The sequence below is a fragment of the Clostridium sp. TF11-13AC genome, from assembly GCF_003481065.1.
In the GTDB taxonomy this organism is placed as follows: domain Bacteria; phylum Bacillota; class Clostridia; order Lachnospirales; family Lachnospiraceae; genus Otoolea; species Otoolea fessa.
Genome location: NZ_QUKJ01000001.1, coordinates 770,991 through 793,196 on the forward strand (window position 1 = coordinate 770,991; position 22,206 = coordinate 793,196).

Here is a 22,206-nt window from a genome sequence, read left to right on the forward strand (position 1 = left end):
TGGACATTTTATCTTTCATCCATACATTTCGGTTTCAACACGCAAACTATTGACCCCCGTACGTCCCCTTTGGGGCGGACAACGCTTACACGGCATTATTAATTTTTAAACGAAAGGAAAAATGCTATGGATAATATATTTAAACTTCTAAGGCGAAACAGCAAGCAGATACTCTCTTTCATGCTTGCTTTTGTTGTATTCGTAGAAAATCCTCTTACTGCTCTTGCAAGTCCTACTACAAATGAATCATTCAACATTAGTAAACCCGTTGTGGACGATGATTCCCCAGAAAACTTTGATCCAGATACATACACGGGAGAACCATTCTATTTTGATGAAAATGAAAATCGGGTCTACGATTCCGAAAACGAAGAACTACAGGAATCAAGGAGACAACTTGCAGACCAATTAAATTTAGAAAATATAGAATTTGAACCAGAACAACCAGATTATTCTGATATTGAATGGACATTTGAAGATTACCCTTTAACTACAATGAGCGATCCAGAAATATCTACTTACATAGTCGGTATTGATGATGCCGCATACATTGTTATTGGTACGTGTATGGCGGCTTATGGTGTTTATGCTGGAATTAAGACAATTAAAAAATTTGCTTCAAATACTCTTGAACCTTGGATTCGCCGTAAATACGGAAACAACGAAACAAAAATGAAAACATGGCAAGACTGTCTTGCTACAAAGGCTGGCGCTACATATGTAGGAATGAAAGTTCTTTCCAGTATGGTAGGAGAATGTCTTGGTTCTGCCACATGGAAAGGAAACGAAGCTACGTTTGAATCTTCTTACATGACAGATACAACCTATGCTTGGTTTCCAGCTAGCATGAAAGATCGTTATATAAAATCTGCCACATGGAAAGCATATGATCGTGATGGCAAATTACTATATCAAACACAAGCTGATATTATCGGTTACTATCCTGTTAGTTCATATAAAAAAACAGCTTATATGAAATATCAAGGTACTAGTTATAATAATGATTTCGCAATGGTACAAGGTATTTTAGACAATAATAACGAGTTCCATGTAGCTCTTAGTACAAGTAATTGCATAAAATATTATTATAATAGGTTTAATTATGACGAGGATGGCGAAAACGGGTATTATGAATGGACAGAAAATTTTCCATCTGAACGAATGTTTCCTGCATCTGTAGCTTTAAATCTCGGTCTTGTTTTTGCAAACCAAGAAGCTTTGAAGTCTTATCTTTTATATGACACAATAGGTGGTTTGTATACTGTTGATGGAGTAACGTCTCCAACAGAAAAAATTCAAGTTAAAAAAACATGGATCGGCTTACAGGAAAACTTTTCTAAAAATTATACTGTTTCTGATTCAATGACAGTTCCAAGTACCGCAGAGGCATCCGATAAATTATTATCATCAATTTATGCCTCTAATAATGAATCCGAGGTAATTTCCAATATTGCTCCATATTGGAAAATCGACAAAATAGGTTCTTCTTTATCTACGGTGCAAGCATATTCGCATTTAAGTTACCTTTTATCAGCGATTGCGACTTATGCCGGAACAAGTGTTGCTCAAAGCCAGATAGATTCCTTTATTAGTGAATATTATGGAAATTATGTTGATGGCACTAGCGCAAGGAAAGAAGAACAATCACAAGATATTTTAGCAAAATTTGTTGTTATCCAAGGTGGAAATAATGGCAGTCCAGATGATAATAACAAAGACAAAAATAAATATAAAATCAGTAAAAAACTTGCTGAAGCATTTGGTGTTTTTTTATTCGGTGCGGGTCTAATATCTAGTGCCCTTGATTTTAATAATGGTACTGCTATTTCGCCTACTATTGAAGTTGTTTCTGCTTCAACAATTCAACCGAACCCAAGTCCTAATCCGGGTGGTTCGTCAAGTTCCGGGATTGATTCAAGTAAACTTACTGAATTACTTAATAAGATAATTAAATCTATTACGGCTTTACCAGATTCTATTACAGAATCTCTGTCTGAACCAATTAACAATATTAGTAGGTTGATTGAGCTTTTACCAGATAAATTAGTACATGGATTTATCTCTTCTGATTTTCTGACAGGTATCTCTTCTCTTGTCGGTTCTCTTCCGAATGCGATTGCTGATTTGATGCCGGGTGTTTTGTCAACCTCATTGCCTAATATTTTGCAAGGTGTTTTCGGTTTAACAAATGGATTTTCATTTCCATCTGTTCTTAGTTCCATTGAAGCGGCTTTGGCTTCTTTTCCAGATGCATTAATTCATCCTTTAAAATCGATAGAATCCGCTATTGATTCTCTTCCGGATAGATTCAAGGACATTATTGACGGAAATAAAACACAAAATGATAATAACGAAACAGAAAACGATTCTGGATTTACTAACTTCTTGAATTTGTTCATGATAGTGTTATTTATCATTGTTATGCTGTTAATATTATTTATTAACTGTCTACGATTCATTGTATTAGTTTTTAATATTCCAGCGTTTGATGGGCTTCTTAACGAAAATATACTTCGTGGAATTAATTATTTAAAAGAAGTGAATTTGCCATTGTTGGGAGATAATCTTTCACTTTATAATTTGTTGTTATCATGTGCTTACTTTGTAATCTTTTTATCTGTTATTGCAGTAATTCGTAAAAAGATTGATAAGATACACATTTAAGAAAGGATGATATAATGATTTATTTTCTTTCAATAAATGTAGAGCCACTAACACCACCATCTATAGACGGTTTCTTCAGTGGCTCTATATTAACATCGGTTTCCAATTTTTTTAATTTTATTTTTACGTTTATCAGCAATATTGTTTCAGCACTGACAAATTTTTATGATACCTTAGTTGAAATAAATACTTATGTTGTTCAGCTTGGAAATTCTGCACAATCAGGTGTAGCAAGCGATCTTCCTGTTTTACAATGCGTTGGGACATATCGTTATTTAATGGGCGATCCAGTTTTTTATATGACTTATATTATGGTTGTAACTGGATGTTTATTTACTATATATAAATTAACGCTTTTATTAGTTAAGGTATTTAAGGAAATGAAGAATAATATTACATCGCAAGGAAAAACTTCTGCCGGACTTATGTCTTTTTTATCTCAACTTTTTAAATAACCATTATGATAAAAATACATTCGTCAATACTTCAAGAATTGTCCCTCCAAAGAAATATAATAAAAAGCATTTTAGCATGATATTTCTTTTTGTGATTTTTTTGCGCTCGATTGGGTTTGCAGAATTCCAAGTATGTCTCCAATTATCTTCTTGTCCTGTTCCCCAGTCGAAGCGCCTATCATTTTTTATATTATCAACCACTTGTTTTTCATCAAGTTGGTGCTCTTGTGCATAATATTTTTTTAATTGTGACTCGGCATAATTCCAGATAATAAAGAATGTGATTAGGTTGCTAATAAATCTTGCTTTGAAAAAGGGAGTTAATACATCCATATTGGTATTCCTTTCTTATTCTTTTGTTTTTTTGGGAACTATTAAATAAGGTTTTATATTTTGTCCAAACGTTTGGACAAAATCAGAAAAGATATTATGAATATAAGATTATGTCGAACGGTTCTTTTCTTAATTTATATTTGATATTGCCACCAACAGTATAACGGCAATTATTATAATTGCTATACCGAATAAAAATTTCAATATCATTCTGAAAAAACCAAAACACTTTTTAAGTCCATTGGTTTGTTCTGCTTTTTGTGAATTTTGATTTTTCATATCTCGCATAATTTTTTTATTGTGAGTATATGTTTTAGATTTTAAGGCATTTCTTCGAATTGCTTTATCCAGTGATGTTTTGTTCACTATTTGGGGCGCTTTACCCTCATCCAAACTTTTCAATCTCTTTTGCATAGGATTGCTTCTCCTTTGAATATCTTATATTCATTATAGCAAATGCAGAAGTTATTGTAAAGCTGTTACTCTATCAATTTCCGGCTGGGTGTTGCCTACTTGACTATGGCAACACTTAACCGAGAAAAAATGCAAATTTTTTCTCAAAATTCTATTTTGTCCAAACGTTTGGACAAAATGAAAGGAGTTAAAAAATGTACAATGTTAAAATTTCACAATATTTAGAATCTACAGAGGTAGTTTATTATTCTAACGTTATTACTGGTCGTGAAAAAGAAAAAGATTCTTTTATCGTGGAACGTGATAACGAACTATTCGAAGTTTATTCCTTTATGGCTTTTGGAATAAATAAATCAGAAAAAAGCAAAAAAGAAAACGCGCTTCATTCGTTTTTTGTTTCATTTAACCGCACAAAAAATAAAATTTATAGTTATGCGCGGGATAATATTTGGGAATGGTTTCTTACATTTACTTTCGATCCAAAACTGGTTGATTCATTTAACTATGATGAAGTAGTAAAATGTATGTCTGATTTCTTACGTTATATGGGCGATCATTCATCCTGTCGAACAAAGTATTTGATTGTTCCAGAACGGCATAAATCGGGGCGTTACCATCTGCACGGTGTTTTTAGTAACATGGATATGTCACTCTGGAAAATGAAGTATTCTCGACACACCACAAAGGGCGGTCTGCCAATTTACAATATTGCTGGTTTTCCATATGGATTTACAACCGCTACGCAGGTACAAAGTTCTGTCCGGGTATCTCATTACATATCAAAATATATAACGAAAGATATGTTTAAAGGTATTAAGAATAAAAAGAGATACTGGTGTACTAGAAACTTAGATTCCGGCACACACACCACCATGATGATCGCAAAGTCAGACTTAGAAACTTTGCTTAACAGTTTCGGGGAAGTCCAGAGCATGAAAACGATTGATACGCCGTATAATACTATTAAGTTCTTCCAGTTCTGAAAAATGTCCAAACGTTTGGACAAAAAAATAAGTCCGAGGATTGCTCCCCGGACTTTCTTTTATTTATGCCTTAAATCATAAGCAAATATATAATCTTTGATGATTAAACCATCTTGATAAGTGGCATATACGATACCATTTATTACATATTTCTCAAATGCATCCATAGCTTTTTCAATGCGTTCTAATTGTTCGTATGGCTCTGGTTCTCCATTTTCGCGCGCATTATATATTGCATTCATGATACGGTCATGTGTATTATATAATTTATGCTGATTATCTTCCCACTTACATACGGGATATAACTTTTTACCGTCCTCTGTTTTGTATAATTTCATGATTTACCATCCTTTCTTGAAATATCCAGAAAGGAGAAAAGCGGCTTATTCAGCCGCAGTTTCCAGTTCTTCTACTGCCATTTCAATGGCGTTTACTAAAACGTAGCATCGTAGACATACGTCTATGAGTTCATAATCATCTGTGAGCCACTGGTTTGCTATCCTCTGATGGTCTTCAAATTCATCACACATTTCCCGGACGAGGTCTTTATTTTCCTCAACGTATTTCTGTGCTTTGCTTCGACAGAATGTGTACGATCCGGATGCATTTCCAGTAATGCTATCTTCGTTTATCAGCTCTTCGTAGAGCCGTTCTTTCAGCTCATCAAGATCCATGCCGTTCATGTCTACTTCCTCTTTGATGTATGTGAGTACATCTTCTTTTACTGCTTCATAGTAGTCGTACATAACTATTCCTCCTTTAGGTTAGTTCATAATTTAAAAAAGGCGTAAGGCTTTCGCCCTACACCATTTTTTCCAGTTCTTCTAACAGTTTTCGCCCTCTGAGATTCTTGCTTCATAATTTTTGATTTGTTCCGAATGGTATTGAATATCGTATTCGTCATTTTCATCAACGGCTGTATTAAAATATTCTCTTTCCCTGTCGAGGGTTTCTTGATAACTTTGTAATGTATTTTCAATAACACTAGCAAGATTTTCAAGGTAATCAATTCTAAATTTTTTCAAAATGATTTTGTTCTTTTTCATAGCGAAGATCCTTTCTTTATCCCCTCCGGGTTTTCCGGAGGGATTTTTTCTAATACCAGAAGATTTTTTCGTCAACGTCTGCAAAGATTTCATCTTTGTAGACGGATTCTTCCGTTTCACGGATTGTTTCGTACTTCATTGATTGAAGTTTGAACCAATCTGTACTTCCGGTATTTCTGCAAGTTTCTCTTTGTTCTTCTAAGTATCTGTTTCGGAACATTTCAGAACCCCTTTCTGGATTTTCTTTATTTAGTTGTCAATGTGCTTTGTTACGGCATCTGTTTTTAGCAGGCTGTGAACGGAAGAAAAGGGGCGGAGAAAATATTTTTTTAATTTTTATTCACATAACCTTACTTCCTTTTTAACTCTTTATATAAAAATTCAAAAAATATTTTTGGAGTACAGTTTACCCCTTTTCTGTAGCGAACAGTCTGCTATGATGCCCTAGTAACAAGGCATGACAACAAATAAAGGAAAGCCGGAAAGGGATACGCGAAAATGTGGACAGATATTTAGAAGTGGCAAGAGGAATTGTAAAGATACTGGAAATACAGAGTGGTTGCGACCCGCTTGCTTTTGACCCTAGTACGTCCCCGTAGGGGCGGACATCGCTTACACGGCATAAATAAAAATGTCCAAACGTCTGGACATTTTAATTTTTTTTGCATATCCCTTTTGCTTTGAACAATCAAACTTTATGCTTTTTTACATTCAGCAAAGTGTAAGTTTCTTCTAAACGATTTACTTAGATAGATACTTTTACAGTTTCTATGCTATATTCTATCTTACGGTTCAGCTTCCTCTTCGCAATTACTAATGTCCTGTTTTCTCTTTGTATTGCCTGTGTTGCTCTATCAAGAAATAATTTTCCTTGTACCGATATACATGAATGGAATGTACCGGATAAATGGATATGAAGTATATCTGGTATCTGGTAATGATTCATCATTGATAGAGTCAATACAGGAATATCAAAGAAGAAACAGAAAATGAGAATACATAGAATAGAAAGACTGAACTAGAATGGTAGCTATAGACATTAGAAACAAAGAAGAAGTTGCTTGCCTAGTAATACCGTGAATGTATCGAAACACTTTGCCGAATGATACGAAAAAAACATGAATAAGTGATGCAGAATGCATCTTTCCTTGGTCTGGTTGGTAAAGAAGTTCCGAATTAGCGTTTTAGTCTGTAAATCGTGTTTACATGGTTTATAGGCTAAAAGCTAAAAGCGGACTTCTTCCGGGGCTTTAGTGACCGACCTTGAGGTGGGATTCTGACTGCACCACGCCAAAAGTGGATGGCGTGTCAAGAGCGGAACGTGCAATTTACTCTTGATACGCCATCTGCTTTTGGCGTAGTGTGTGATATATGGAAGAAAGGTGTATGAGTATGGGAAAAAGAAAAGATTTAACTGAGCGAGAACGGTATGCAATCGAAGCATACAGAAACGAGAAAAAGAGCATTAAGGAAATCGCTGTTCTGCTGGGGCGTCATTATCAGACGATTTACCGGGAAATTAAACGCGGAACGGTTGAAATGCTGGATTCCGAACTGCGAACCTACAGCAAATACTGTGCCGATACCGGGCAGGCAATCGCCGACAGGAATAAATTAGAAAAGGGGCGCGAACTGAAAATCGGAAATGATTTAATTTTCATTCGCTTTATAGAGCAGATGGTGCTGGAAAAGCGCTATTCGCTGGAAGCGATCCTTTTGCATATTAAGACGCATAAACTAAAATTTAAGACAAACGTCTGCTTGAATACCTTATATAGCTATGTAGACAAGGGATTGTTTTTAAATATTACAAATAAGCATCTGCCTGTGAAATGCAACCGGAAGAAGCGAAACTTGCGTAAGATTTCCACGGTTGCCAGAAACAACCTAAAAGGACGAAGTATAGAAGAACGTGCTAAAAGTATCATGAAGCGCAGGCATTACGGACATTGGGAGATGGATACCGTAGTAGGCTGTCAAGGCGGCAACAAGGATTGCTTGCTGGTGCTGACAGAACGGAAAACCCGGTTTGAATATATCTTCAAAATCCCGGACAAGTCTCAACGTAGTGTGATACGGGTTCTGGATCGCCTAGAATCCACCTATGGGACTGAAAGCTTCCGGCAGACGTTTAAAACCATTACAATGGATAATGGTGTTGAATTTCTGGACATGGCAGGTGTAGAACGTTCTGTGAGTAGTCCAGATGCCCGCCGCACGGTTGCCTACTATTGTCACCCGTATTGTAGTTTTGAGCGCGGCAGTAATGAGAATTTAAACAAGATGATCCGGCGGCATATTCCAAAAGGTGCTGACATAGCCGAATATAGCGAAAAGGATGTAGAGCGCATCCAAGATTGGATGAACGATTATCCCCGCGCTATCTTCGGCGGTTTGTCAGCGCGTGAAATGCTACAAAAAGAGCAGGCATAAAAAAATGTCCAAACGTTTGGACATTTTAGGCGCACGTATCTTCGGTGCGTCTGTTTGCCATGCCCGAAAATATCTCCAGCCATTCCAAAAATGTCCAAACGTCTGGACAAAATCTCCCAATTTAGCAATAATGCACAAACGCAAACCACATATCATCCGTATAAAAACTTGCATTTGTGCATTTTGCTATTTCATCAATTTTTTACATACTTTTCTTGACATTTTCAGTACAAAAAGTGTGCAAAAATGGGACCCTTACCACAATTCTATATGCCGCAAAAGTCCCATTTTCTAATTTTTTTCACTACTCTGCCGGAAGATACGATTCATACAAATCCAAAAGCTCATACGCCCGATCCCGCGTCGAATTTGCCAGCGACGCCGTGTACTCGACATTTTCCATCGTGCCGCCCTTGTAGCGCTCCGCCGCCTGTTTCGCCGCCGTATCACGTTCCCGGATCCATCTGCGTTCCCGACCACGCAGCGTGTCTGTCTCCTCGTCTGGAAGCACCGCCATGATTGCCTGATAAATCTGATTTAATTCGGCATCCCAGAGCCGGTACTCATACGCGACCGCCTCCCGCATCGCGTCGGTCGTATTCGCACTTCCCGAATTTTCCAGGTTTTGAATCGTATTCTCGATCTCGCCCAGCCGGTTCCGGTAATCTTCCGCTGTCCGGTCCGAGCCTGCACTTGTCCCGGAGGACGCGCCTCGCGCAGGAGATACAATTCCATTTTCAACCGGGGACACAACCGCCCCTGTATTCACAGAATGATCCGACTCATCGCCCGCGCTCTGCTTCTCTGCCGCCTTAGCAGCCGCCCGATTATCTGCACGTTTTTCCTTTTGTTCACCTAAAGACTGGACAGAAACATCTCCTTCCGCCTGCATACAGGCTCTATCTTCTGTCCCCACGCTTTCCGCATGCGCCATTTTTTTAGAAGATGGCTCCGGCGCATCCTCCGCCAGACCATTTTCCGCTGCTTCCGCCGCAAATGGTTCCGCCTCATACATCGCCTCCGGTCCGACCGTCAGGCTTCTCTCACTTCCCGCCTGCTCCCGGATATAACGCCGCGTTGCCGCCGTCGTCACAATCCCCAGCACCAGAATCAGACCGAGGGCAGCGATCATTCCTTTATTTTTCAAATTACTCTCAACCGCCTTTGCTATTCCTGTTCACTTGATAATTTTAAAATAGCACATTTAAGACGGTTTGAAAATAGATGATCGAAAGATGTAAACATATCGTAAGGGTTGTTATAGTAACTGCTCACAGGTAGGAATTTTCTGAACTGAAAATTCCGTACAATACAGTTCCGGATGCAGATTTTGCCGATTTGGAATGCGAAGCATCGGCAAAATCCTGTTACTGGGCACACATGTGTGAGCAGTAACGAGCTATACCCCCGGATCCACCATCAGCTCGTCCCCATCCGCCGCCGAAGTAGCCAAAAAGTCACATCTCTCATTCTCCGGATGCCCATTATGCCCCTTCACCCAGAAAAACGAAATCTGATGGGGTTCCTTGGCAGCGAGCAGGCGCTTCCATAGATCTACATTCTTAACCTCCTCATTTTTGCCGCGTTTCCAGCCCTTTTTGATCCAACCCTCGATCCAGTGCTGGTTAAAAGCGTTGACGAGATATTGGGAATCTGAATAGAGTTCGATCTCGCAGGGGCGGTTGAGCGCCTCGAGACCGGCGATAGCTGCCATCAGCTCCATACGGTTGTTCGTAGTTCGTTTGTAGCCGCCGGAAATCTCTTTCGTGTGCAGTTTTCCTGCCGGATCTACATAGTGAATGACGGTTCCAAATCCGCCCGGACCATCTGGATTGCCGCGGGCGGCGCCGTCTGTGTATATAGTTACTTTCAAGTCAGAAATCTCCTTTATGTCTATTATTGAAGCTTAGCGGTCCCACTTATCGCAGAGCGAGTTGATCTGGTCGGCAAAACGTGCCAAATCTTTGTTCGCCCCGCCCTCGTTATGCATAACAACACGGCGCAGGCGGTCGCAGGCTGCCAGCAGGCGGGCAAATACACCAGCCGCTTTCTTCGTTGCTTCGTTCACTGCCGGTTTCTGAATCGGAATACCCTTCGTAACAGTCACGAAGCATCCCTCTTTCAGGTCGTAGGAACTGCCGGAGAACGGAGCCATCGCATTGATGCCGTAAGTCTCCTTGACCGTCTCTGCAAATGCATCGCACACTGTGTCATCGCCGTGTACCACGAAGACCTGGGACGGTTTTTCCATAAAACTGCCAACCCACTCCAAAAGCCCAGTCTCGTCCGCATGACCGCTGATGCCCTCGATCTTCTCGATCCGTGCTTTGACCTCGATCGACTCACCGAACAGCTTCACTTCCTCGCGTCCCTCAATAATGCTGCGTCCCAGTGTGCCGACTGCCTGATAGCCAGCAAACAAAATCGTACACTCCGGTCTCCAGAGGTTGTGTTTCAGATGATGGCGGATACGGCCCGCATCACACATGCCGGCTGCCGAGATGATAACCTTCGGTTCCTCGTTGAAGTTGATTGCAACGGAATCGCTGCTGGTGATCGAGAGATGCAGACCCGGGAAAGAAATCGGATTGATGCCCTTTTTTACCAGCTCCTTCGTCTCTTCATTGTAGCAATCCATCATATTGTCCTTGAACACGCCGGTCGCTTCCACCGCCATCGGGCTATCTAAGTAAACCGGAAATACGCCGTGCCCGGTTACAAGGTTCTTCTCCTTGATAATACGGATGTAATTCAACACTTCCTGCGTTCTGCCGACCGCAAATGCCGGGATCACGACATTGCCGCCCTTATCCAGCGTCTCCTGAATCACGCGGGCAAATTCTTCCACGTGATCGCCTGTATTCTTGTGGAACCTACCGCCGTAAGTGCTCTCCATGACAACATAATCCGCCTGACGGATGTACTGCGGGCTGCGGATGAGCGGCTTGTTTTTGTTACCGATATCACCTGAAAATACAATCTTCTTGGAACAATCGTCTTCCTTCATCCAGATCTCGATCGAAGCCGAACCAAGCAGATGCCCCACATCGACAAACCGAATCTCCAGATTGTCATTCAGACGGATAATCTCATTGTAATTGCAGGGGACAAAGTGATGCAGTACCCCTTCCGCATCGTTCATCGTGTAAATCGGCGTCACCTCCGGTTTTCCGGCACGCATGGCCTTCCGGTTTTTCCACTCCGCTTCTGACTCTTGGATATGGGCGCAGTCTTTCAGCATGATATCACACAGATCGCAGGTCGCGCGCGTCGCCATAATCTGTCCGCGGAATCCCCTCGCATAGATAAGCGGAAGCAATCCCACATGATCAATATGGGCGTGCGTCACCAGCACATAGTCCACATCCGAATACGGAATCGGAAGTTCTGCATTTTCATACTTGTTGATCCCCTGTTCCATACCGCAGTCAATCAGAATATTCAGTCCGCTTGCCTCCAGGAAATGACAGCTGCCTGTAACCTCATGATCCGCACCGATAAATGTAAGCCTCATAAAATCAGCCCCCTGTTCTGTCGTTTATGTTTCCGCATACCCCTTGCGGAAAGTGTTTTTGCTATTAGCTTCATTATAACTGATTTCTGACAATTTTGCAATTTCCCCGATAAAGTTTCGATAAAATTTTCATAAAATCACCTTATCTGTCCCACATTCCCATTCCAGACAACGCACCATTTTCCCAACAAGAGCCAGACCTATTCTATTATATAATAATACAGATCATCCCCCCATTGCTGTCATTGATGATTTTCTGCAGCGTATCCTGCAGCTTCACCTGGCAGTCCTCAGTGAGCTGGGAGATCTTCGCCTGAATCCCGTCATCGACGATCTGGGCGATTGATTTTCCAAAAATATTGGTTTCCCAGATGCCTTCCTCACCTTTTCCAGCATTCTCCCGGATGTATCGGATCAAATCCTCTGCCTGCTGTTCATTTCCCACAATCGGCGCGATCTCAGTCTCAATCTGCGCCTTGATGAGATTGATGGACGGCGCCTGCGCTTTCATTTTGACTCCATATTTATTGCCGTGGCGCACCACCTGCGGCTCATCGAGAACGATCTCCCCGCGTTCCGGCGTGACAACCCCATAGCCCTTCTTGCGTGCCTGCGTGAGCGCCACGGATGCCTTTTCATACTCGCTCTGCATCGACGCCAACCGCTTCAAGGTCTGCATCAGCTGGTACTCGCCCTCGATCGGCATTCCCACATACTCGCTGAGGATCTGATAATAATGCCCGTCGTCCAGCTCGACCACCGCCTGAACGCTGCCATCATCCATTTTCATTGATACAATCCGGATCCGACGGATCGCTTCCCCGGTTTCCTCCGGCAGCGCCAACGCCACATCGCGCATATGTACCGTCCGATCCATCATCCCCCGGACTGCCTGTATGACCTCCGATTTAAGCCAATGACTGTTTGGCAGAATCTCCAGCCATTTCGGAATCGAAAAATCAATCTCCGTGACCGGGAATTCCAGAAGCACCTGCCCCAGAATCTCCCGGATATCCTCGGCACGCAGCTGCTCACAGTTGACTGGGAGCACCTGCACCTCATATTTTTCGGTCATCCGGGCTGCCAGCGCCCGCGTCTCCTCCGAATACGGTTTCTGCGAGTTTAAAAGCACCAGAAACGGCTTTCCCAGTTTTTTCAGTTCCTGCACGGTCTTCTCTTCCGCCGGAACATAATTCTCCCGTTTCAACTCCCCGAAACTGCCGTCCGCCGTAACCACAAGCCCGATCGTCGAATGATCCGTGATGACCTTGCGCGTTCCCAGCTCGGCTGCCGCTGTAAATGGGATCTCCTCCTCATACCACGGCGTCCGCACCATGCGTTCTTTCTCGTTTTCAATATGACCGGCAGCGCCCTCCACCATGAAACCGACGCAGTCGATCAGGCGAACCCGCACCTCCACACCGTCCCCAAGCGAGAGCTTTGCCGCCTCTTTAGGGATAAATTTCGGTTCCGTTGTCATGATCGTTTTCCCCGCCGAAGACTGGGGAAGTTCATCCCGGGCGCGCTCGCGGGCATGGACATCTTCCAGCCCCGGAAGGACGAGAAGTTCCATAAAGCGCTTAATAAAGGTCGATTTCCCTGTCCGAACCGGACCAACCACCCCAATATAGATCTCGCCGCCGGTTCGCGCCTGGATATCGCTGTATACATTAAAATGATCCATAAAAATACCCCCTTGGTCTGCTGATACAATGTATTCAGACCATAAGGGGGTTATGAATATTCCCATTTGGAAAGCTCCGGCTCACAGAACATTTTTATTCGCTCAGATAAGCCTTCTTCACTCTCTCATTATTCATCAGTTCTTTCGCATCACCGCTCAGAACGATATTGCCCGTCTCAAGCACATATGCTTTGTTGGAAATGGAGAGCGCTTTTTTCGCATTCTGCTCGACCAGAAGAACAGTCACGCCGTCCTTGTTGATTTCCTGGATAATATCGAAAATCTCATTAACATAGAGTGGGGACAGACCCATCGACGGCTCGTCGAGAACGATCAGGCGCGGGTGACTCATGAGGGCGCGTCCCATCGCAAGCATCTGCTGCTCGCCGCCGGACAAAGTTCCGGCAAGCTGGTTCTTGCGCTCTTTCAGACGCGGGAAACGCTTGTAAATCATTTCGATCGTATCTTCAATTTCCTTCTTGTCATTTCTTGTATACGCACCCATTTTCAGGTTCTGAAGAACCGTCAGGGAAGCGAACACACGGCGCCCCTCCGGCACGTGGGCGATTCCCATTGATACCAGCTTATAGCCCGGTACATGGGTAATATCCGTTCCCTCAAATGTGATATTGCCTGCCTTGGACGGCAGCAGACCCGTGATCGTGTGAAGCGTCGTCGTCTTTCCGGCTCCGTTGGCACCGATCAGCGCTACCACATCGCCCTGTTCTACCTCAAAGGAAATTCCCTTGAGTGCCTGTATCACACCATAATATACCTGTAAATCTTTTACTTCCAGCATTGACATACGAAACTTCCCCCTATTCTCCCAGATATGCTTTGATAACTTCTGGATTGCTGAGTACTTCGCTGGTCGGTCCCTCTGCCAGCATATGACCGAAGTTTAAGACCGTCAGGCGCTCGCAGATACCGGAGACCAGCTTCATATCATGCTCAATGAGAAGTACGGTCATATCAAAATGATCGCGCACGAAACGGATCGTCTTCATCAGCTCTGCCGTCTCATTCGGGTTCATGCCGGCTGCCGGCTCGTCAAGAAGCAGAAGCTTCGGCTCGGTCGCCAGCGCTCTGGCGATCTCCAGCTTTCTCTGCTTGCCGTATGGGAGGTTCGATGCCTTATAATCAAACTCTTTGTCGAGGTCAAACACCTTCAAAAGCTCCATTGCGCGCTCATCCATCTCTTTCTCAACCTTGTAATAGGACGGAAGACGCAGAATGCCGCTCAGCGTAGAATATTTATGATGGTTGTGAAGACCAACCTTTACATTGTCAAGCACGCTCAGCTCCTTGAACAGACGGATATTCTGGAAGGTTCTCGCGATGCCTGCCTGATTGATCTGGATTGCCTTGTGACCGGTAATGTCCTTTCCATCCAGCAGAATCCGTCCGCCATCCGGCTTGTACACGCCCGTCAAAAGGTTGAAAATAGTCGTTTTACCAGCGCCGTTCGGTCCGATCAGACCGTAGAGCTGTCCTTTTTCTATCGTGATGCTGAAATCATCGACCGCTTTCAGACCGCCAAAAGAAATACTTAAATTTTTTACATCCAGCATTGCCATGATTTACGCCTCCCCTTCTGTCTTCTTTTTCCGGAATGATGAAAAGATGCGCTCGCGGACCTCGATCGCCTTCGGGCTGGAGGTCAAAAGCATCATTGCAATCAGGACGACCGCGTAAATCAGCATACGGTAATTATTGAGGCTTCGAAGCATCTCCGGAAGCAGGGTTAAGATAACCGCCGCGATCATGGAACCACGGATATTTCCGATGCCGCCCAGAACCACAAATACAAGGATCATAATGGACATATTATAACCGAAGCTTTTCGGGGTCGCTGCCAGCGTCGCCAGGTTGTGTGCGTACAGAACGCCTGCCACACCGGCTAAGGAAGCAGAGATGGTAAATGCCATCAGTTTGTATTTCGTGATATTGATACCCACAGACTCTGCCGCAATACGGTTGTCGCGGATCGCCATGATCGCACGGCCTGTCCGGGAATTGATGATATTCAATACAATAAACAGGGTCAGGAGTACCAGGATAATGCCGATCGTAAAGGTCGCCGTCTTCGGTGTACCTGTGATACCCTGTGCACCCTTGATGATCACCTGACCGTCCGCTGCCAGCTTTAAGGAAGCTACATCTTTCATGGAAACGTGGATTCCGTTTCCGTCGATGCCGACGTACAGAACATTGATAATATTTTTAACGATCTCACCGAATGCCAGCGTTACAATCGCCAGATAGTCTCCTTTCAGACGCAGAACCGGAATACCGATGAGGATACCAAATACCGCTGCTACCGCCGCACCGACAAAGAGCGCCAGAATGAAGCGTACCTGGTTGCTTGCGATCAGATTTTTCATGGCATGATTAAAAAATGCACCTGAAAACGCACCCGCACACATGAATCCGGCATGACCCAGACTCAGCTCACCGAGGATACCAACCGTGAGGTTTAAGGAAACCGCCAAAATCGTATAGGTACAAAGTGGAACCAGAATACCCTTTAAAAGACTGTTTACATGGCCGCCTGCCATCATAATCTGAATCAGAATGTAACAGCCGATTACAATCGCATATGTGATCGCATTCTGAATCCGAATTTTATTTTTATATGCATTCATTTTAAACACCTGCACTTTCTCTTGCTTATTGCAGTTCATGCACCATCTTGTTTTCACACGGCACTTTCCGTTTCAAAAGTCCCCGTCATGAACCATCGTATAATTTTCTCTATTATACTTTCTCCGTCATCTTCTTGCCGAGAATACCGGTCGGGCGGACCAGAAGCACGATAATCAGGACAGAGAATACGATCGCGTCAGAAAGCTGGGAGGAAATATACGCCTTGGCAAGGTTTTCAATGATACCAAGCAGGATACCGCCGATAAATGCGCCCGGGATCGAACCGATACCGCCAAATACCGCTGCCACGAATGCCTTGATACCCGGCATGGAACCGGTGTACGGAGACAGGGACGGGTACGCCGAGCAGAGCAGCACGCCTGCTACTGCCGCCAGAGCGGAACCAATCGCAAAGGTTACGGAGATCGTGCGGTTTACATTGATACCCATCAAGGTTGCCGCACCGCGATCCTCAGAAACCGCCAGCATCGCCTGTCCCATTTTCGTCTTATTGATAAATGCCATCAGGGCAGCCATAATCACGATACAGCTTAAAATCGTCACGATCGTGACACTGGAGATCGAAAGCTTGCCACCAGCCAGCTTTAATGCCGGTACAGTAATAACTGATGTAAACTGTCTCGCATTGGAACCAAAAATCAGAAGCGCCACGTTCTGGAGCAGATAACTGACACCGATCGCGGTGATCAGAACTGCCAGCGGGGACGCGTCACGCAACGGTCTGTATGCAACTCGCTCGATGGTAACGCCCAGCACTGTACACACAACCACCGAAGCCAGAATACCCACAACCGGAGAACCGCCCATCGTTGTGACAATCGTAAACACTGTGAAACCGCCTACCATGATGATATCGCCGTGTGCGAAGTTCAGCATACGCGCGATGCCATAAACCATGGTGTAGCCCAGTGCAATGATCGCATAGACACTTCCCAGACTGATGCCATTGATTAAATAAGAAAGAAAACTCATATGTATACACCTACCTCTTTGTTTCTACGTTTTCGCATTTCCCTGTACACGCATTTCGCTGCACATGTTTACCTGTGACCGAATTTAGCAGAACAAACATGACCGTCTCGCAGTCCGCAGAAAGCAAACACCCAGTCGTCGTCGCAGGCAAGCATGTGCAGTGAACCGTTTTAAAAAGAAAGCTGTTACTAAATGCCCGGCAGCCATCTGTGCCGCCGGACATCCAGTAACAGTCCCATCAGAGCTACATACATATAGCCGCAACGGTTCTGAAGTTTTTAAATTTTTAATTACTGCATCATCTCATATTTGCCGTCTTTGATCTCTACAGCTTTCGGCGCTTTCTGCGGCTCGCCTTCTGCCGTCCAGTGCATCTCTGTACCGGTCAGACCATCGATCTGGATCTCAGTCATAGCTGTTTTCAGTGCATCGCAGATATCGGAAGTGCTCATATCCGGTGTGATCTCTGCCTTCTCTGCAGCTGCCTTAATTGCATATACGCCGTCGTAAGCATCTGCTGCGAACTGAAGCGGGTCGATGCCGTAAGCATCACGATAAGCAGTTACGAAGTCCTGGCTGGACTCCTCGTCTACGGAGAACGGAGTCAGAAGCATCAGACCTTCTGCTAAGGACTTATCAAAGCCATCAACGCTCAGGATACCGTCCATACCATCACAGCCGAAGAACTGCGGGTGGAAATCTTTATCGTTTGCCTGTTTCAGGATAACAGATGCCTCCTGATAGTAGATCGGCAGGAATACCAGATCAGCGCCGGACTCTTTTGCTTTATCAAGCTGTACGGAGAAATCGGTATTGTTATCAGATGTAAATGCCTCGCTGGCTACTACCTCCAGACCCTGATTCGGAGCCTCTGCTACGAAGGACTCGCGGATACCATCGGAGTATTCGCTGGAGCTGTCGTAGATGATAGCGATCTTGGTTGCCAGTTTGTGCTCGCCGATGTACTGAGCGGATGCACGTCCCTGATCCGGGTCAGAATAGCATACGCGGAATGCGTTGTCGCCGGAAATACTCTCAACAGCAGATCCGGACGGAGTCAGCTGGAACAGGTTATCTGCTGCTGTCTCTGCTACAACTGCGATACACGGCTTGGAAGTAACAGTACCAAGAAGCATCTGCATGTTCCAGTCTTTTAAGGTATTGTATGCGTTGATCGCCTTCTCCGGATCATTCTCATCATCCTGGAAGTTGAACGCTACCTGGTAACCATTGATACCGCCAGCCTCGTTGATCTCATTGATTGCCAGCTCAGTACCATTCTTTACAGCCTCGCCGTAAGCGCCAGCCGCGCCGGTGATCGGTCCGATGCCGCCGATTTTAAATACTTCGCCGTCAGCTCCCTCTGCGCCCTGTGCATCTTCTGCTGCTGATTCAGAAGTGCCCGCATTTCCAGAACCGCCGCAAGCGGTCATAGACATCGCCATCATGGCTGCAAGCCCAAGACTAACTACTCTTTTTTTCATAATATTCTCCTCCAATTCTATGCTGCAATGGAATACAACAACTATTTGAATGAGGCAATTATAAATTTTACCCCTCTAATTGTCAATACAAAAACCACCTAAAAAAGAGGGAATTTAGCAGATTTTCAACTTTTTGCGCTAAATTCTCTCTTTTCCAGATCTTGTAGTTATATTAGATATTCTTACGGGTTATAGTAAACACTTTTTACAAGTTTTGTCCGCCTGACACAGACACCTGCATTTTCCAGAAAAACATAGTAGATCTCATTGCTATTTTTCCGAATTCTATCACTCAAATTCAGAAAAACGGCTGCCGTCTGAATTATCCTTCCCACGGAAGATCGCTCGATTCGATCCGCGGATCGCGCATCATCAGATCCGCCAGCGCCTCTTTCGGAGATTTTCCGTCAAACAGCACCTGATTGACCTGGGAAACGATCGGCATATCGCAGCCGTATTTCTGTGCCAGCAGAAGACCGGCTTTCGCAGAATAAACGCCCTCGACAACCATCTGCACTTCCTTCATCGCCTCATCCATCGTGTATCCCTTTCCAATCAGGATACCCGCCCGGCGGTTGCGGCTGTGCATGCTCGCACAGGTTACGATCAAATCACCGATGCCGGATAATCCGTAGAAGGTCTGCTGTTTTCCGCCCATTGCAATACCCAAACGGGCAATCTCCGCAATTCCGCGGGTGATCAGCGCCGCCTTCGTGTTATCGCCGCATCCCAGCCCATCCGCTGTACCGGCTGCCAGCGCAATGACATTTTTAAGAGCCGCACCAATCTCGACGCCCAGCATATCCGGGCTGGTGTAAACACGGAACACCGGGCTCATAAACACACTCTGCATGAACTCAGCAGTCTTTTTGCGGTGCGCCGCTGCCACACAGGTGGTCGGCAATCCCCGGCTCACCTCCTCGGCATGGCTCGGTCCGGAAAGGACGGCTACCTCCGCCAGTGGAAGTTCCTCCTCGATGACCTGTGACATCGTCATAAGACTCTGCTCCTCGATTCCCTTCGCCACATCCACGACAATCTGACCGTAACGCAGGTATTCCTTCATCTTCGCCGCCGTACTGCGGACATAGACGGACGGAACCGCCATAATCAGCATATCCTTCTCCGCCATCGCGGTGCGCAGATCAGCTGTCATCTGGATCGGATCCGGAAGTACAACCTCCGGCAGATTTTTGTGCCGTCTGGTGCGGCTCATTTCCTGGATCTCTGTATCAAATGCGGACCAGATTGTCACATCCTGCCCATTATTGTTCAGAAGCACCGCCAGGGCTGTGCCCCAGGTTCCGGCTCCGATAATTCCTACTGCTGCCATCCTGATACCTCCCGACCTGCTTTTCTCTCTTCTTCTCTCTACAGGTCAATGTTATTTGGAAATTTTTATACATTCCCACTACTTATGACGTTACGGTTCACGCATACGTGCCCAATAACGGAATTTGCCGTGGCTTCGCATTTAAATACGGCAAATTCCTGCTGCCACCACGTTTTCTTACGGCACTTTCGGTTCCAAAAGTGCCTACCTGTGAACAATTACCTTATGGCAACTATGTAAAGTGTTGTTAAACTTCTCTCATGATTTCTTCGCGCCCAGTTTGTTTTCTGTGCCGGACAACAGACGCCCAATATTGCTCCGATGGCGCCAGATCGCCATACACATCAGAATCGCGCCCAGTGCATAAAACTGGATGCGGTTCGGCGTGCTTACCCGGTAGGAACCCATGCTCTCAAAGATCACAAGCTCTGCAAAAAAGGTGATCGACACAAGAATCGAACCAAGCGATACATAGCGGGTCAGGAACACCGTCACGGAGAAAATCACGAAACAGGTCAGCGTAATCCGCAGATCCATCGCTGTCATGATGCCCGCCATGCAGGCAATTCCCTTGCCGCCCTTGAATTTCAGGTAAAACGGGAAATTGTGACCGAGTGTGACTCCCAGACCCGCATACAATGCAAGAAGATCCACGTCCGCATTTCCCTTAAACAGCAGACGGCAGACTGCCATTGCAAACACCGCCTTGAAAAAGTCCCCTAAAAATACGATCGCGCCCGCTTTCTTTCCCATCACACGCAGGACGTTCGTAGAACCGGCATTTCCGCTGCCGTACTGGCGGATATCCATATGATTTGCCTTTCCATACAGATAGCCGGACTGGATCAGACCAAAGATATAGCCAATCACAATACAGATGAGACGTTCCATTATTGATCCTTCCCCTTTCTCTCGCGGATCAGGAATTTTAAGGAAGTTCCCTTGAATCCGAATGCGTCACGGATCTTGTTCTCGAGATACCGTGTATATGAGAAATGCATCAGTTCCTTATCATTGACAAACACAACGAATGTCGGTGGTTTGACCGCTACCTGTGTCATATAGTAGAGCTTTAAACGCTTGCCCTTGTCAGACGGCGGCTGCTGCAGTGCCACTGCCTCTGCCAGGATCTCATTGAGAACGCCAGTTGCAATACGCAGTGTCTGATTTTCGCGCACCATGTCGATCATCTCAAACAGCTTATTCATACGCTGTCCGGTCAGTGCGGATACGAACACGAACTCCGCATACGGAATAAAGGACAGAACGGTCTTAATCTTATTGGTGTACTCATAAATAGTCTTATCGGTCTTATCGATCGCATCCCATTTATTTACCACGATGATAATACCTTTTCCACGCTCATGTGCGATACCGGCAATCTTTGCATCCTGCTCGGTTACTCCCTCTTTCGCGTCGATGACCATCAGAACCACATCCGCTCTCTCAACCGCCGTTACGGTACGGATGATGCTGTAGCGCTCCAGCTCCTCCTTGATCTTGCTCTTGCGGCGCAGACCTGCCGTATCGATAAAGACATACTCGGTACCGTTGCGGACAATCTCTGTATCGACTGCATCGCGGGTCGTACCGGCGATATCCGATACGATGACGCGGTTCTCGCCCAGAAGCTTATTTATAATAGAAGATTTACCTACGTTTGGTTTTCCGACAATCGCCACTCTCGGACGGTCATCCTCTTCCTCGTCACCGCTTCCCTCCGGGAAATGTGCCACGACTTCATCCAGCAGATCGCCCAGTCCCAGACGGGAGGCTGCCGAGATCGCTACCGGATCACCGATACCGAGGTTGTAAAACTCATAGACGTCATTGCCAAATTTCGCCGGATTGTCTACTTTATTGACCGCCAGAACAACCGGTTTTCTCGATTTACGCAGCATATCCGCCACCTTGGAATCCGAATCGGTCATGCCCTGACGCACATCTACGATAAACAGGATCACATCCGCCGTCGCGATCGCGATCTCCGCCTGCTCACGCATCTGGGACAGGATAATATCCTTCGTATCCGGCTCGATACCGCCAGTATCGATCAGAGTAAAAGAATGGTCTAACCAGGTACAGTCCGCGTAAATACGGTCACGCGTTACACCTGGAGTATCTTTTACAATCGAAATCATATCGCCCGCAAGGACGTTGAAAAGGGTGGATTTTCCCACGTTTGGACGTCCAACGACCGCCACCACCGGTTTCTTTTTCATAT

The 22,206-nt window shown here is 44.9% G+C and carries 21 protein-coding genes; 4 read left to right on the forward strand and 17 right to left on the reverse strand.

The window, feature by feature from the left end; genetic code table 11:
- Positions 1-126: 126 nt before the first annotated feature.
- Both DXD12_RS03535 and DXD12_RS03540 read left to right on the forward strand, forming a co-directional pair.
- Positions 127-2,664: a hypothetical protein gene (locus DXD12_RS03535; protein WP_118637399.1), complete on the forward strand. Its 2,538-nt coding sequence runs from the start codon at positions 127-129 to the stop codon at positions 2,662-2,664.
- Between the two features lie 14 nt (positions 2,665-2,678).
- On the forward strand, positions 2,679-3,119 hold the full coding sequence (locus tag DXD12_RS03540) for a hypothetical protein (RefSeq protein WP_118293442.1): 441 nt from the start codon (positions 2,679-2,681) through the stop codon (positions 3,117-3,119).
- Between the two features lie 3 nt (positions 3,120-3,122).
- On the opposite strand, the gene DXD12_RS03545 is transcribed toward DXD12_RS03540, so the two are convergent.
- Both DXD12_RS03545 and DXD12_RS03550 read right to left on the reverse strand, forming a co-directional pair.
- Positions 3,123-3,452 (reverse strand): hypothetical protein, encoded by a 330-nt coding sequence (locus DXD12_RS03545; protein WP_118637401.1) that lies wholly within the window; start codon positions 3,450-3,452, stop codon positions 3,123-3,125.
- 129 nt (positions 3,453-3,581) lie between these two features.
- The gene (locus tag DXD12_RS03550) at positions 3,582-3,866 is read right to left on the reverse strand and encodes a hypothetical protein (RefSeq protein WP_118637403.1); all 285 of its coding nucleotides are present in this window, start codon (positions 3,864-3,866) and stop codon (positions 3,582-3,584) included.
- A 194-nt stretch (positions 3,867-4,060) separates the two neighbouring features.
- Between DXD12_RS03550 and DXD12_RS03555 the strand changes: the two genes are divergently transcribed.
- Positions 4,061-4,849, forward strand: a complete 789-nt coding sequence (locus DXD12_RS03555) for a hypothetical protein (protein WP_118637405.1) — start codon at positions 4,061-4,063, stop codon at positions 4,847-4,849.
- A 59-nt stretch (positions 4,850-4,908) separates the two neighbouring features.
- Here DXD12_RS03555 and DXD12_RS03560 read toward each other — a convergent pair whose 3' ends face one another.
- The 3 genes from DXD12_RS03560 to DXD12_RS03570 form a co-directional block, all read right to left on the reverse strand.
- Positions 4,909-5,187, reverse strand: a complete 279-nt coding sequence (locus DXD12_RS03560; RefSeq protein WP_243105337.1) for a hypothetical protein — start codon at positions 5,185-5,187, stop codon at positions 4,909-4,911.
- A 45-nt stretch (positions 5,188-5,232) separates the two neighbouring features.
- The gene (locus DXD12_RS03565; protein ID WP_118637409.1) at positions 5,233-5,595 is read right to left on the reverse strand and encodes a hypothetical protein; all 363 of its coding nucleotides are present in this window, start codon (positions 5,593-5,595) and stop codon (positions 5,233-5,235) included.
- A 78-nt stretch (positions 5,596-5,673) separates the two neighbouring features.
- Positions 5,674-5,979 carry a hypothetical protein gene (locus DXD12_RS03570; RefSeq protein ID WP_147354006.1) on the reverse strand — a complete coding sequence of 102 codons (306 nt, stop codon included), beginning with the start codon at positions 5,977-5,979 and terminating at the stop codon, positions 5,674-5,676.
- A 1,308-nt stretch (positions 5,980-7,287) separates the two neighbouring features.
- Here DXD12_RS03570 and DXD12_RS03575 point away from each other — a divergent pair.
- On the forward strand, positions 7,288-8,328 hold the full coding sequence (locus DXD12_RS03575) for an IS30 family transposase (RefSeq protein WP_243105338.1): 1,041 nt from the start codon (positions 7,288-7,290) through the stop codon (positions 8,326-8,328).
- Between the two features lie 304 nt (positions 8,329-8,632).
- On the opposite strand, the gene DXD12_RS03580 is transcribed toward DXD12_RS03575, so the two are convergent.
- From DXD12_RS03580 to der, 12 genes are all read right to left on the reverse strand, one after another.
- Positions 8,633-9,475, reverse strand: a complete 843-nt coding sequence (locus DXD12_RS03580; RefSeq protein WP_118637415.1) for a lysozyme inhibitor LprI family protein — start codon at positions 9,473-9,475, stop codon at positions 8,633-8,635.
- A 252-nt stretch (positions 9,476-9,727) separates the two neighbouring features.
- Positions 9,728-10,201, reverse strand: a complete 474-nt coding sequence (rnhA, locus tag DXD12_RS03585) for a ribonuclease HI (protein ID WP_022359619.1) — start codon at positions 10,199-10,201, stop codon at positions 9,728-9,730.
- A 33-nt stretch (positions 10,202-10,234) separates the two neighbouring features.
- Complete coding sequence (locus DXD12_RS03590) at positions 10,235-11,842, reverse strand: MBL fold metallo-hydrolase (protein WP_106999831.1); 1,608 nt, start codon at positions 11,840-11,842, stop codon at positions 10,235-10,237.
- A 208-nt stretch (positions 11,843-12,050) separates the two neighbouring features.
- Complete coding sequence (gene spoIVA / locus DXD12_RS03595) at positions 12,051-13,526, reverse strand: stage IV sporulation protein A (protein ID WP_106999830.1); 1,476 nt, start codon at positions 13,524-13,526, stop codon at positions 12,051-12,053.
- 94 nt (positions 13,527-13,620) lie between these two features.
- Positions 13,621-14,331: an ABC transporter ATP-binding protein gene (locus DXD12_RS03600; RefSeq protein WP_022359704.1), complete on the reverse strand. Its 711-nt coding sequence runs from the start codon at positions 14,329-14,331 to the stop codon at positions 13,621-13,623.
- 13 nt (positions 14,332-14,344) lie between these two features.
- Positions 14,345-15,103, reverse strand: coding sequence for an ABC transporter ATP-binding protein (locus DXD12_RS03605; RefSeq protein WP_022359705.1), 759 nt, complete (start codon positions 15,101-15,103; stop codon positions 14,345-14,347).
- A gap of 3 nt (positions 15,104-15,106) precedes the next feature.
- A complete protein-coding gene (locus DXD12_RS03610; protein ID WP_118293682.1) occupies positions 15,107-16,171 on the reverse strand; it encodes a branched-chain amino acid ABC transporter permease in 1,065 nt (354 codons plus the stop codon).
- Between the two features lie 112 nt (positions 16,172-16,283).
- Positions 16,284-17,165: a branched-chain amino acid ABC transporter permease gene (locus tag DXD12_RS03615; protein ID WP_117795313.1), complete on the reverse strand. Its 882-nt coding sequence runs from the start codon at positions 17,163-17,165 to the stop codon at positions 16,284-16,286.
- Between the two features lie 290 nt (positions 17,166-17,455).
- Positions 17,456-18,649 (reverse strand): ABC transporter substrate-binding protein, encoded by a 1,194-nt coding sequence (locus tag DXD12_RS03620; RefSeq protein ID WP_118637417.1) that lies wholly within the window; start codon positions 18,647-18,649, stop codon positions 17,456-17,458.
- Positions 18,650-18,971: 322 nt separating this feature from the next.
- A complete protein-coding gene (locus tag DXD12_RS03625) occupies positions 18,972-19,982 on the reverse strand; it encodes an NAD(P)H-dependent glycerol-3-phosphate dehydrogenase (protein WP_118637419.1) in 1,011 nt (336 codons plus the stop codon).
- 258 nt (positions 19,983-20,240) lie between these two features.
- Positions 20,241-20,873 carry a glycerol-3-phosphate 1-O-acyltransferase PlsY gene (plsY, locus tag DXD12_RS03630; protein WP_022359710.1) on the reverse strand — a complete coding sequence of 211 codons (633 nt, stop codon included), beginning with the start codon at positions 20,871-20,873 and terminating at the stop codon, positions 20,241-20,243.
- Positions 20,873-22,204, reverse strand: a complete 1,332-nt coding sequence (gene der / locus DXD12_RS03635) for a ribosome biogenesis GTPase Der (RefSeq protein ID WP_118481766.1) — start codon at positions 22,202-22,204, stop codon at positions 20,873-20,875. Before der ends, plsY begins: the two co-directional genes overlap by 1 nt.
- Between the last annotated feature and the right edge of the window lie 2 nt (positions 22,205-22,206).